The following is a 12,790-nucleotide window of genomic DNA, read 5'->3' on the forward strand; positions in this document are numbered from 1 at the left end:
CATCTCTTGCCCCCTGCGTCCAATAGAAATGTAAAGGAGAATGGTGTTCATGAATTTTCAGCAAATGATCCTCACACTGCAGCAGTTCTGGGCCGAACATAACTGCATTCTTGTGCAGCCTTATGACACGGAGAAAGGTGCGGGTACAATGAACCCAATGACTTTCCTTCGTTCACTGGGTCCGGAACCGTGGAAAGTAGCTTATGTAGAGCCATCCCGGAGACCGTCGGATGGACGTTATGGGGAGAACCCGAACCGTTTGTACCAGCATCACCAGTTCCAGGTCATCATTAAGCCGTCCCCGGACAATATCCAGGAGATTTATTTGGACAGTCTGAAGGCACTAGGGGTAGATGCTCTGCAGCATGACATCAGATTCGTGGAAGATAACTGGGAGAATCCTTCCCTGGGCTGTGCGGGCCTTGGCTGGGAAGTATGGTTGGACGGTATGGAAATTACCCAGTTCACCTACTTCCAGCAGGTTGGCGGTATTGAGACAAGCCCTGTAGCGGTGGAAATCACCTATGGAATGGAGCGCCTGGCCTCCTATATTCAAGAGAAAGAGAACGTATTCGATCTGGAATGGGTGGATGGAATTACTTACGGGGATGTATTCAAGCATCCGGAGTTTGAGCATTCCAAATACACGTTCGAGGTGTCCGATACCAAGATGCTGTTCACGCTGTTCAATATGTATGAGCAGGAAGCCAATAAGGCGATGGAAGAGCATTTGGTATTCCCGGCTTATGATTATGTACTGAAATGCTCCCATACCTTTAACCTGCTGGATGCGCGCGGAGCCATCAGTGTAACAGAGAGAACGGGTTACATTACCCGTGTACGTAACCTTGCCCGTCAAGTGGCAGCCACCTATATGGAGGAACGCGAGAAGCTGGGCTTCCCGCTGCTTAAGAAAGGGGGAGTAAACCGTGGCTAAAGATTTATTGTTTGAAATTGGACTAGAGGAAGTACCTGCCCGGTTCATCCGCGCGGCGATGGATCAGCTCAAAGATCGTATGGTGAAATGGCTGTCTGATTCTGTGATTACTCACGGGGAAGTCCAGGCTTTTGCAACGCCAAGACGTCTTGCGGTTCTCGTACATGACGTGGCCGAGAAGCAGGAAGATGTTCACGAAGAAGTGAAAGGACCTTCCCGCAAGATCGCTCTGGATGAGAACGGCCAGTGGAGCAAAGCAGCGCTTGGCTTCGCCCGCAGTCAAGGCGTAGATCCGGAACAGTTCACGTTCAAGGATTTGGGCGGCACCGAATATATCTATGTGAGCAAGAGTACAACGGGTGTTGAGACGTCAGCTGTATTGGCTGAAGGACTTCTGGGTATTCTTCAATCGATGACTTTCCCCAAAAATATGCGCTGGGGCACCCATGATTTCAAATTCGTGCGTCCGATCCGCTGGCTGGTAGCTCTGTTCGGCAAAGAGATCATTGATATTGAAATTACTGATGTGAAATCCGGCAATGTGACCCGTGGACACCGCTTCCTGGGTACAGACACGGTCATTTCAGAACCTTCAGCCTACATTGAAGCGCTGCGCGCCCAACATGTAATTGTGGATGTGAAGGAGCGGGAACAGCTGATTTCTTCTCAAATTGAAGAGCTTGCGGCGTCCAAGGGATGGAATATCGCTGTCAAGGACGATTTGCTTGAAGAGGTGCTGTTCCTGGTAGAAGTCCCTACCGTGCTGTTCGGAACCTTCGAGGAATCATTCCTGAACATCCCGCAGGATGTGCTTATTACATCTATGCGCGAGCATCAGCGGTACTTCCCTGTACTTGATAGTCAAGGTGCCCTGCTTCCCTACTTCGTAACGGTTAGAAACGGCGGTTCGAACGCTCTGGATACCATTGCGAAGGGTAACGAGAAGGTGCTTCGTGCCCGCCTGTCTGATGCCAAGTTCTTCTACGAGGAAGATCAGAAGATGCCGATTAAGGATGCCCTTTCCAAGCTGGAGAGCATTGTATTCCACGAAGAGCTTGGAACTGTCGGGGACAAGGTCCGCCGTATCCGGAAGATTGCGGACAGCCTATCCGAGAAGCTTAATCTTGAGACCGGAGCAGCGGAAGAGGTTAGCCGCACGGCTGAAATCTGCAAATTCGATCTGGTTACCCAAATGGTATACGAATTCCCTGAGCTTCAAGGGGTAATGGGAGAAGACTATGCCCGCAAAGCCGGCGAACCTGAAGCGGTAGCCAAGGGAATCTTCGAGCATTATCAGCCAAGATTTGCCGGAGATGCAGTACCTGCTTCGATCGTAGGAGCCATTGTAAGCATTGCTGATAAAATGGATACGATTGCCGGCTGCTTCTCGATCGGCATCATCCCTACAGGATCCCAAGATCCATACGCACTTCGCCGCCAGGCTGCGGGGATTGTGCAGATTGTTCTGGAGCATAAGCTGCCGCTGCTGCTGTCGGATATCTTCACTACTGCCCTGGACGTTCATGAGAACATGGGCACTTTGAAACGCTCAGCTCTCGAAATCCGCAAGGATCTACTGGATTTCTTCGGACTTCGTGTTAAGAAGACCTTGTCGGACAGCATGCGTTATGATGTAGTCGATGCTGTAATTGCAGCTGGTTATGACGATGTAGTCTCAGTTGTTGCCCGCGGAGCGGCATTAATGGATACGGTGAACACCGATACCGACTTCAAGAGTACGGTTGAATCTTTCAGCCGGGTTAGCAACCTTGCATCCAAGGCTTCTGCCGAGAAAGTCAGATCCGATCTGCTCCAGGAAGAAGCTGAGAAGAATCTGTATTCTGCGTGGCAGAACGTATCGGGTGAATACCGCGAGCAGTTGTCGAATCGTAATTCAGCTGGGGCGCTTGAACAGCTCAGCAGCTTGAAGCCAAGCATTACAGGCTTCTTCGATTCCGTAATGGTTATGGCCGAGGATGAGCAGATCAGAAGCAATCGTCTGGCACTTCTTGCAGCGATTGACGAGGATTTGAAGACATTTGCCGACTTCAGCAAGCTGGTCTGGGCTTAACATAAGTTCTGCTTCAGGGCAGCAGGAGAATCACCTGAATTCGCGTATATATAAATAAGCAGGAACCACATAATAAATTGGAATACACCTGATAAAATGGCGGGAGCGAAGACAATGAGAATTGTGGTGGATGGCGATTCCTGCCCTGTAAAAGATGAGATCAGCCGAGTCGGCCGCCGTTTGAATGTGCCTGTCCTTATGGTCTCATCCTACGATCACGTTCTTCGTGCCGAAGAAGGGGTCTCCGTGATCCAGGTGGACCGGAGTTCCCAAAGTGCCGATTTGTTCATCGCCAATCATATTGCTTCAGGAGATGTTGTCATTACGCAGGACTATGGTCTGGCTGCTCTAGCGCTGGCCAAGTCCTGCGCTGTGCTTTCACCCCGCGGGGAGAGCTATCACAGCGGCAATATTGATTATCTTCTTGAGCGGAGGCATTATCATGCCAAGGCAAGAAGAGGCGGCAAATATGCCAAGGGACCCAAGCCTTTTTCCGATGAGGACCGGCAGGTATTCCAGCATGAACTGACAAAAGTTTTACTTGATTTGCAGGAGAACGTTGAATTTTAGCGAATTATAACTTACGAGTTATATGGAATGTGCAGGTGCAAACCAGCCTTTCCATATAACCATTTCTCTTGAGAATGAGCAAACAGGTCTTTCGAAGTCATGAGTTCATTCCATTTAGAAGAGATGAAGGTGGTAAAGATGAGTACCGGACGGGGGACAATTCCGGAAGAGATCATTGAATCGGTGCTTAGACAGCATGATATCGTCGATACGGTTAGCAAGCATGTCCATTTGACCAAGCAGGGGAAATATCTGAAAGGTCTTTGTCCGTTTCACTCAGAGAAGACACCGTCTTTTACGGTAACGCCAGAGCGGCAGATTTTTCACTGTTACGGCTGTGGAATGGGCGGAAATGCCATTAAGTTCAGGATGGAAATTGAAGGTTTAACTTTTCCTGAAGCGGTTAGAATTATGGCAGAAGATGCGAACATTCCTTTCAAGGATGCTGCCGGAACCGACCATACCCCGCGTAATCCCGAGCTGGATGCGCTGCTGCAAGCCCATGAATGGAGTGCCAAGCTGTATCATTTCCTGTTGAAGAATACGGAGCACGGCAAGCCGGCCATGGAGTATTTGAAAGCCAGAGGCTTCACGGACAAGGCAATAGACCAATTTCAGATTGGTTATGCCCCCGCACGGTGGGATACCCTGGTTCAGTTTCTGGATAAAAGATCCTTTGATCTCGGCGCGATGGAGCGAGGCGGACTGCTGGCATCAAGGCAAGACGGCTCCGGATATGTGGATCGATTCAGGGATCGTGTGATTTTTCCGATTCATAACCGGACAGGGAAGGTAATAGCTTTTGCAGGACGAATATTGGGTGAGGGACAACCAAAATATCTGAATTCGCCAGAGAGCAAGCTTTTTATTAAGAGCCGAACTCTTTACAATCTTCATCAGGCTAAATCGGCGATCCGGAAGTCGGGGCAAATTGTTCTGTTTGAAGGTTATGGTGATGTGATTAGTGCGAGTGAAGCTGGAGTTCATAATGGTGTGGCTACAATGGGAACGGCACTGACAGAAAGTCATGCGGCCATTCTTAGAAACCTGGCTGACGAGGTTATCGTCTGTTATGACGGAGATAACGCCGGACAAGCTGCGGCACTCAAGAGCATTCCTATACTGGAAGCTGCGGGATTTCATGTCAAGATATCTGTTCTCAGCGAAGGGCTGGACCCGGATGAATTCATTCAGAAGTATGGAGCCGACCGTTTCATACGGCAGATCATTGAAGGCAGTGTATCCTCAACAAAATTTAAGCTTATAAACCTCAAAAAAAACCATATAATGCTAGGAGCAGGCGAGGACGCCAAGGTACCTTACATTAAGGAAGCCATGGAAGTCATTGCGCCCATTGAATCTCCAACGGAGAGAGAAATATATCTCAAGGAATTATCAGCCGATCTTAAGGTCTCTTTCGAGAGCTTGAAGCAGGAATGCAATCAGTTCCGTACCGATCTGCAAAAAAAGCAGCAGGACGGGGATAATAACCCCAAAAGGTGGAATAATGGTAGGCATAAAAAAGGGCAGGTAGAGGCTCCAGTATTACTCCCTGCTTATCATGCCGCCGAGCGGAGGCTTCTGTCCTTTATGCTCCAGGATGAAGAGGTTGCGGCTTACGTGAACCAGCATCTTGGGGACAGTTTCAATATTGAAGATTATGCAGCCGTTGCTGCTTATCTATACGCATATTACGCACAAGGTAAAAGCCCGGATGCGAGCCGGTTCATCTCTTCCTTACACGATGACAGGCTTGAGAAAACCGTAAGCTCGATCGCGATGATGGAAACACCGCAGGAATGGACGGTTCAGGAGTTGGATGACTGTATACGTGAAATCCGCAAGTATCCAATTCGGCAAGAAATTGAACATAAGAAGGAACAGATGATCTCTGCGGAACGTGCAGGTGACTTCATGGGTGCTGCACAAATAGCAAGTGAGATTATAGCCCTAGAGAGACAGATGAATGAGAAATAGCACGGATGTTTCTAGGGAGGAGGGAGTCGAGGAATGGCAAATGATCAGCATGCTGAACTAGAAACAGAACTTACACTCGATCAGGTAAAGGATCAGCTAATTGAGAAGGGCAAGAAGAAATCATCACTATCCTATAAGGAAATTGTTGAGAAGTTATCCCCCTTCGACCAGGATCCTGAACAAATGGATGAGTTCTTTGAACAATTAGGTGACCTTGGAATTGATGTATCCAACGAAAGTGATGAGGAGCTTATTTCTCGTCCGGGTGACGATGATCGTGAACGGGAAGACAAGGATGACTTCAACTTTGACGATGATCTGTCTCTGCCTCCGGGCATCAAGATCAATGACCCGGTTCGGATGTACCTGAAGGAAATAGGACGGGTTCCCCTATTATCGGGGGATGATGAAATTGAGCTGGCCAAGCGGATTGAGGAAGGCGATGAAGAAGCCAAACGCCGGCTCGCTGAGGCCAATCTTCGTCTTGTGGTAAGTATAGCCAAACGTTATGTAGGACGTGGAATGCTGTTCCTGGACCTGATTCAGGAAGGGAATATGGGACTTATCAAAGCGGTGGAGAAGTTCGACTTCAAGAAGGGCTTCAAGTTCAGTACTTATGCCACTTGGTGGATTCGACAAGCGATTACCCGCGCGATTGCGGATCAGGCCAGAACCATTCGGATTCCGGTTCATATGGTAGAGACGATTAATAAGCTGATTCGGGTATCGCGCCAGCTGCTGCAGGAATTAGGCCGCGAGCCTGCTCCTGAAGAGATCGCCGCAGAGATGGAGCTCAGTGTGGAGAAGGTTCGGGAGATCATGAAGATTGCCCAGGAGCCCGTGTCATTAGAGACGCCGATCGGGGAAGAGGATGATTCGCATCTAGGTGATTTCATTGAAGATCAGGAAGCACTTGCGCCTGCTGATGCGGCAGCTTACGAGCTGCTCAAGGAACAGCTGGAGGATGTCCTGGACACTTTGACCGAGCGGGAAGAGAACGTGCTTCGTCTACGCTTTGGCCTGGATGATGGCCGGACCCGTACTCTTGAAGAAGTGGGTAAAGTGTTTGGCGTTACACGAGAAAGAATTCGTCAAATCGAGGCCAAAGCGCTGCGTAAGCTTCGTCATCCGAGCCGCAGTAAGCGCCTTAAGGATTTCCTCGAATAGACTTACCAAGGTACTCAAGACCTTTCTGCTAGTGCAGTCAGGTCTTTTTTTCTGAATCAGGGTCATCTATAATTATTGCAGTAGCTCATTCGCTTTAGCATGTGGGGGTTAGGGACATTTGAATGCTGAAAGACGCGAAGTTATTCTAACAGAGATTGATTATTGGCGTACCAATCGACTTCTTCCTGAACAGTACTGTGACTTCCTCGAGAATCTGTATCATGAAGAAGAGATACAGGCATCCAAGAGAACTTTCTCGGTGGGTGCAATCCAGCAGGGAAGCATGCGAACCTGGCTGTTAGGTTTTGGAATTATATCCTTGATTTTCTTTATCGGATTTTATTTTAGCCTTTTTCCATGGCCATTGCAAATGGCTATCGCCCTGCTGGTGACGTCCATCTGCTACACCTTTGCTGCTGTAATCAGACCGAAGAACAAGGTGGGAGCGCTGCTTCTTGCTTCGGTTGGAAGCGTTGTTTTACTTGGCCTTGGCGGCTGGATCTTATGGCTCCAGGACTGGCTTACCGCTGGAGGCGTCGCGGGACTGATCGGAATATGCGGACTCATATGGTGGCTCGCAGGTTATTTTCTGGACCTTGGCATTCTCAATTACTGTGGATTTGTATGCTTCATCCTGCTGTATGGTGTGATGTTTGAAAGAATCCATCCGGATGCTTCCTGGCTCATGATGCAGGTGTTCTGGCTTCCGCTCAGTGTAGTGATGGTCTGGCTCTGCTGGCTGGCCCATCATAAGGTCAAGCGGATGGCTCCCGTATTTTTTGCGGTTGGAATTACGGTTTGGTTCATGCCTGAAGCGGACATGCTTTTACTGAGTGAGAAGGTTCCCAGCGGAATGGTATTATTATGTCTGCTCAAAATTATGTCAGCATTTATTATTTTATATTTCCTTCGAAAAAAATGGATTGTGTGGGTGTCTAAATGAAACTATCGGCAAGATTACAACAAATATGCGATCAGCTGCCACCGGGCTGCCGGTTCGCAGATATTGGTTCGGATCACGCTCTGCTGCCTGTAGCTGCTGTCCTAAGTGGACAAGCGGCTTCTGCGGTAGCGGGAGAGGTTAACGATGGTCCATATGAAGCTGCGCAGCGACAGGTTGCGCAGTCGGGTCTGAACAGCAAGATCTCCGTTCGTAAAGGTAACGGGCTTGAAGTAATTGACCCAGGCGAGGCCCAGGTCATTACCATAGCCGGCATGGGCGGAGCACTGATGGTCACCATTTTGAGTCAGGGCATTGCGAAGCTGAGCGGAGTTCAGCGGCTTATTTTGCAGCCCAATGTCGGTGAGGATCTGGTTCGTCGGTGGCTGCTGGATGAGGGCTGGTACTTGTCTGCTGAACATATTCTTGAAGAAGATGGCAAGATCTATGAGATCCTTACGGCAGATAGGCTGGACGGGGCAGAAGCGGAATCGCTTAATCGGGAGCTGTACCGGGATCGAGTGATCCCGGGATGCAGCCAGCTGCTGACCCAGGAACGGCTGCTCTTAATGGGACCGTGGCTTACCAAATCTCCTGCTCCTGTTTTTTTTGACAAATGGGATTCGGAAATTTCAAAGCTGATGAAGGTTCGTAGTCAAATCGCCAAATCGGAACTTGAGGCTTCACGTGTGAAAGAAGAAGAGATGAGAGTGCAGATCGAAGAGTGGAAGGAGGTTCTAGCATGTTTGCAAAAGGACAGACCGTCATAGGGTTGATGGAGCAGCTCGCTCCCAAGCATGTAGCCGTTCCTGAGGACAAGATCGGTCTGCAGCTGGGAAGTCTGCAGAAGGAGATTAAAAACGTCCTGGTGACCCTGGATGTAACGGATGCGGTAGTAGAGGAAGCCATAGCCCTTAAAGCTGATCTAATTATCGCTCACCATGCGATTATCTTCCGTCCGCTTGCCCAGCTCCAGACCGATACGCCTGCCGGGCGCTTGTATGAGAAGCTGATCAAGAACGATATCGCCGTCTATATCAGCCATACGAATCTGGATGTAACTGAAGGCGGGATTAACGACTGGATGGCAGAGGCACTCGGGATTGAGGCTTCTGATTCACTGGAGAATGTGCATACGGACAAATTATTCAAGCTGGTCGTCTTTGTTCCGAAGTCGCATCATAAGAAGGTGCTGGATGCGGTGTTGAATGCCGGGGCGGGTGCAATCGGCAACTACAGCCACTGCAGCTTCAATATCGAGGGGTATGGCACGTTTGTTCCGCAGGAAGGGACCAACCCTTTTATCGGAGAACAAGGCAAGATGGAGCATGCTGAAGAGATTCGAATCGAGACGATTGTGCCCAGTAGTATAAGAAGCAAGGTTATTGGGGCCATGCTGAAGAGTCACCCTTATGAAGAGGTTGCCTACGATCTATATGCGATGGACTTGAAGGGAAGAACGCTGGGGCTGGGTAGAACGGGTAAGCTTCCTGAACCGGTTATCTTAAAAGATTTCGTAGACCGGGTGAAGTCGGGACTGAAGGTTGATCATGTTCGGGTCGTGGGCGATTTGAACAGGCAGATCAAGAAGGCGGCCGTACTGGGCGGCTCCGGCGGCCGATACTGGAAGCAGGCACAATTCCGCGGTGCTGATGTGCTGGTAACAGGTGATGTGGATTTCCACACCGCTCAGGATGCTCTCGCAGCCGGAATGGCCATTATTGATCCGGGGCATCATGCGGAGAAGATCATGAAGGACAAGGTGGCGGACTGGCTGAGGGAGAAGCTTGGAGATTCCAAGTACAATACGGAGGTTCACGCCTCCAGAGTTGACACCGAACCTTTCCGGTTCATGTAAATTTAGTATTGGACAAAATGCCATTTTGCACTAATGGAACCTGTTATTTAGGGTTGTGCGGGTAGCCAATTGCCTGTATACTAGATCAAGTCATGGGAAGTTTGACAGACAATCGCCGGCAAGCTCGTCTTGCGGGAGGAAAGTCCGGGCTCCACAGGGCAGGATGCTGGATAACGTCCAGTCGGCGCGAGCCGAAGGATAGTGCCACAGAAATGGACCGCCGATGGCCGTTCCTCAGGGAACGGATCAGGCAAGGATGGAACCGAGGTGTAAGAGACCCCGAGGAGCGTTGGTGACTTCGTTCCTGGTAAACCCCATCTGGAGCAAGACCTAATGGGACGCAGCCTCCTTCTAAGAGGGAGACAGCCTTTGCCCGAGGCGCGTCTAGGTTGGTCGCTTGAGCTGTGCAGCAATGTATGGCCTAGATAGATGATTGTCGCTTGTAGTGGGAGGGTAGTTCCCGTATGAACCACCAAAGAGCACAGAACCCGGCTTACGTCTAACTTTCCTCAACTAACAAAAAGCCCCGATCCATTAGCAGATCAAGATTGATTTGCTCGCGGATCGGGGCTTTTTCGTATTATGGCTGGACTCGCTTGTTCTTGAGATTATTGATCTCATTCTGAATGTGCTGAGGCCACAGCTGAAGCGGAGACATGCCATTCCCGGCTGCCTGAAGGGCAGCCAGAACATCAATCTGGCCGAATCCGTAATATTTATCCCGGCCGGTCTGCCCGAGATCAATCACGTTCTTGCGAATAATATCCATAACCTCGGTATTATGAAGGTCGGGATTAATCGAACGGATCAACGCAGCCAGGGCAGCGACATGCGGGCTCGCCATGGATGTACCGGACAGTGCCGCATATTGATTATGCGGATAGGTGCTCGCGATACTCTCGCCCGGCGCCATTACATCAATATAATTTCCGTAATTGGAGAAGGAAGCTTTGTTCAGCTTCGCATCGGTCGCGGATACCGAGAGAACCTCTGGATAAGCAGCAGGATATCCTGGTCTTTCCGTATTGTCATTTCCGGTTGCGGCGATAATTACGGCATCCTTGTTATAGGCGTACTTAATAGCTTCATGCAGGAACTGGGCATCGGCATAGTTGCCAAGACTCAGATTAATGACCTTTGCGCCATGATCAGCCGCCCAGATGATTCCTTGGGCAACCGAATAAGTTGTACCGGAACCTGAGGAATCCAGTGCTTTGACAGGCAAAACCTTATTTCCCCATGTCATTCCGGCAATCCCTTCGTTGTTATTCACCTGTGCGGAAATGATACCGGCTACATGCGTACCATGACCCACATCATCCATTGGCTTGTTGCTTGGAGATATCACATTATAACCAGGGAGAAGACGGCCCTTCAGATCCGGGTGGGTAAGATCAACCCCGGTATCCACTACAGCAACGATCACATCGCTCTTGCCCTTCGTCAGCTTCCAGCCTCTGGTCGTCTCTATAATAGGTAGGTTCCACTGATACTCGGAGTAGAGCAGATCATTTGGAGCTTCAGTGGTGTCCCCCATGGTTCCGGTCTGCGGAGTAACTTCATTCGTTAAATACAAATAATGCGGCTCCACGAATTTAGGGTTCCACTTTGAGATGAAATAAGCCTGCAGCTCGCTCATACTCTTCCCACTGGCATGGAAGATGTACGTATTGTTTATTTTCTGATAAGGGATGATGCTGTTCAGGTCCCTGCGTATCCGCTTCAAATCAGTTTGACTAGGAGGCTTGTGAAAGGTAACAACTACCTCGTTCTCATAATAATGGCTTGCATTTTCGTTGTCCTCTCCGGTCTTTACGGTCGTGTCCATAAGTGTATCCGGATGGAAGGATTCCATTTTGTATCGTCCTTCTTTGGGATAGGGGATCAGCCTCAAATTTTTGTGTTGATGATTCTTCACCTTCCCTAGAATATCGAGACTATAGAGAGCAATGACTCCGTGTTCTCCATTCCTGGCGGGTTCTCCGGCTACGAAGTACTTTGGATCACCGGCTGGGAAGCCGGGGGATTCATAGGACTGATTACGGCTAAGCGATTTCTTGGCTAGCTGAATATACGATTTGGCCTGCTGATCCTCCTTGCTTCCCGGAGTGAATGAAGGATGCCTGAATTCCTGCTCGTGCTTGCTGTCAATCCATATCAGGGACAATAGATGCTGATGATCGTCCTGAAGCTTGCGGATATAGGCACTGTTCACCTGCTGAGGCGAAAGTGTAAGCTTTTGACTCAGTTCCTTAAGATGCTGCCTTGCGTCGTGGCGAACCAGCCGGTCAGTAGCCGTCATGTCTCTTTGAAGCAGAAGCTGCTTCAGATGCTGTTCCTGACGAGGGCTTGCGACTTCAGAGGGCCTGCCCTCATGGTGAACAGGGGTCCTCGTTGGATACATGGAAATGACTAGGATCGCTGCAGCTCCTGTTAAGCCGGCAGCAATCCATTTACGTTTTGACATAACAGAAAGCCTCCTTAAAATTTCCACCTGATATCTATGTAACTATAGCGTTAGAAACGGCAAGGTTTTTTATTCCTTGCGCGTCTCTCTCCACCTGGGCAAATGATGGCAGCCCAAGAATATTTAAGCGTTTGGGGACAAGAAAGGATATCGTTTTGAGTTGTTTTGTGATACTATGATTTAGAACACAGTGACTTTGGCTGTGTTTGCTGTACCTATTGCTCTTGCTTGACAGAACGGAAGGAGAACAGTTTTATGCCTGAAACCAATGTCCAACAATTATGCGAAACCGCCAAAGAGAAACTTAAGATTGCCATTCCCAAGCTGGAACAGTTTCTGAACGAAAATTCACTTACGCAGCTCGCTCCCGAACAAGATGAGGAATCCATTCGGTTCTCGAAAGGCTTTTTGACGGACCTGCGTCATCTTCTGGTTAATTCAGAAGTTGTGTATGAGAAATTGGGTGTTGTACTTCGCCGGGCTAGCTTCGATAAAGAAGCCGCAGAGAAAGTGCTCTACAACGTATATCACGATTGCGTGAACAGTTTCTTCTATCCTAAAAATGAAAGTTACTCTGAAGATGGACGTTATGCCTACACGGGACAAGATGCAATTCGTTTCCGCAAAAAGCCAGTTCGCGCTGCACGTGACATCATTTTGGACGTAACCAAAGTATATGAAGACCTCCGTGATGAGCTCACGTATTATGAAAGTGATTATCTGACCCAACGCCGTATGCAGAAAGCGAACGCATAAGGGACAGAATTATAAATAAACAAGTAATCCGAGAAGATACCTGTGAA

The 12,790-nt window shown here is 49.2% G+C and carries 10 protein-coding genes and 1 other RNA gene; 10 read left to right on the forward strand and 1 reads right to left on the reverse strand.

The window, feature by feature from the left end; all coding sequences use genetic code 11:
• Positions 1 to 49: 49 nt before the first annotated feature.
• The 9 genes from glyQ (at position 50) to rnpB (ending at position 10,031) form a co-directional block, all read left to right on the forward strand.
• Positions 50 to 937, forward strand: coding sequence for a glycine--tRNA ligase subunit alpha (gene glyQ / locus ACEN86_RS07270; RefSeq protein WP_495633641.1), 888 nt, complete (start codon positions 50 to 52; stop codon positions 935 to 937).
• On the forward strand, positions 930 to 3,008 hold the full coding sequence (gene glyS, locus ACEN86_RS07275) for a glycine--tRNA ligase subunit beta (protein WP_495633642.1): 2,079 nt from the start codon (positions 930 to 932) through the stop codon (positions 3,006 to 3,008). Before glyQ ends, glyS begins: the two co-directional genes overlap by 8 nt.
• A gap of 114 nt (positions 3,009 to 3,122) precedes the next feature.
• The gene (locus tag ACEN86_RS07280; protein WP_495633643.1) at positions 3,123 to 3,578 is read left to right on the forward strand and encodes a YaiI/YqxD family protein; all 456 of its coding nucleotides are present in this window, start codon (positions 3,123 to 3,125) and stop codon (positions 3,576 to 3,578) included.
• Between the two features lie 138 nt (positions 3,579 to 3,716).
• Positions 3,717 to 5,555, forward strand: a complete 1,839-nt coding sequence (gene dnaG, locus ACEN86_RS07285; protein WP_495633644.1) for a DNA primase — start codon at positions 3,717 to 3,719, stop codon at positions 5,553 to 5,555.
• Between the two features lie 33 nt (positions 5,556 to 5,588).
• Positions 5,589 to 6,722, forward strand: a complete 1,134-nt coding sequence (rpoD, locus tag ACEN86_RS07290) for an RNA polymerase sigma factor RpoD (protein WP_127198107.1) — start codon at positions 5,589 to 5,591, stop codon at positions 6,720 to 6,722.
• A gap of 118 nt (positions 6,723 to 6,840) precedes the next feature.
• Complete coding sequence (locus ACEN86_RS07295; protein WP_495633645.1) at positions 6,841 to 7,665, forward strand: hypothetical protein; 825 nt, start codon at positions 6,841 to 6,843, stop codon at positions 7,663 to 7,665.
• On the forward strand, positions 7,662 to 8,432 hold the full coding sequence (locus ACEN86_RS07300; protein ID WP_495633646.1) for a tRNA (adenine(22)-N(1))-methyltransferase: 771 nt from the start codon (positions 7,662 to 7,664) through the stop codon (positions 8,430 to 8,432). Before ACEN86_RS07295 ends, ACEN86_RS07300 begins: the two co-directional genes overlap by 4 nt.
• On the forward strand, positions 8,405 to 9,520 hold the full coding sequence (locus ACEN86_RS07305; protein ID WP_495633647.1) for a Nif3-like dinuclear metal center hexameric protein: 1,116 nt from the start codon (positions 8,405 to 8,407) through the stop codon (positions 9,518 to 9,520). The genes ACEN86_RS07300 and ACEN86_RS07305 overlap by 28 nt, the downstream gene beginning before the upstream one ends.
• 96 nt (positions 9,521 to 9,616) lie before the next feature.
• Positions 9,617 to 10,031, forward strand: an RNA gene (gene rnpB, locus ACEN86_RS07310) — RNase P RNA component class A.
• Positions 10,032 to 10,100: 69 nt separating this feature from the next.
• On the opposite strand, the gene ACEN86_RS07315 is transcribed toward rnpB, so the two are convergent.
• Positions 10,101 to 11,987 carry a S8 family peptidase gene (locus ACEN86_RS07315; protein ID WP_495633648.1) on the reverse strand — a complete coding sequence of 629 codons (1,887 nt, stop codon included), beginning with the start codon at positions 11,985 to 11,987 and terminating at the stop codon, positions 10,101 to 10,103.
• Positions 11,988 to 12,242: 255 nt separating this feature from the next.
• On the opposite strand from ACEN86_RS07315, the gene ACEN86_RS07320 reads away from it, so the two are divergent.
• Positions 12,243 to 12,743, forward strand: coding sequence for a YpuI family protein (locus ACEN86_RS07320; RefSeq protein ID WP_495633649.1), 501 nt, complete (start codon positions 12,243 to 12,245; stop codon positions 12,741 to 12,743).
• Positions 12,744 to 12,790: the final 47 nt, after the last annotated feature.

This window comes from Paenibacillus sp. Paensp111 (assembly GCF_059492195.1).

Bases quoted from the DNA above. Each gene is read 5' to 3' on its own strand.
- glyQ (WP_495633641.1), top strand. From the start codon at position 50: ATGAATTTTCAGCAAATGATCCTCACACTGCAGCAGTTCTGGGCCGAA.
- ACEN86_RS07280 (WP_495633643.1), top strand. From the start codon at position 3,123: ATGAGAATTGTGGTGGATGGCGATTCCTGCCCTGTAAAAGATGAGATC.
- dnaG (WP_495633644.1), top strand. From the start codon at position 3,717: ATGAGTACCGGACGGGGGACAATTCCGGAAGAGATCATTGAATCGGTG.
- rpoD (WP_127198107.1), top strand. From the start codon at position 5,589: ATGGCAAATGATCAGCATGCTGAACTAGAAACAGAACTTACACTCGAT.
- ACEN86_RS07300 (WP_495633646.1), top strand. From the start codon at position 7,662: ATGAAACTATCGGCAAGATTACAACAAATATGCGATCAGCTGCCACCG.
- ACEN86_RS07305 (WP_495633647.1), top strand. From the start codon at position 8,405: ATGTTTGCAAAAGGACAGACCGTCATAGGGTTGATGGAGCAGCTCGCT.
- ACEN86_RS07315 (WP_495633648.1), bottom strand. From the start codon at position 11,987: ATGTCAAAACGTAAATGGATTGCTGCCGGCTTAACAGGAGCTGCAGCG.
- ACEN86_RS07320 (WP_495633649.1), top strand. From the start codon at position 12,243: ATGCCTGAAACCAATGTCCAACAATTATGCGAAACCGCCAAAGAGAAA.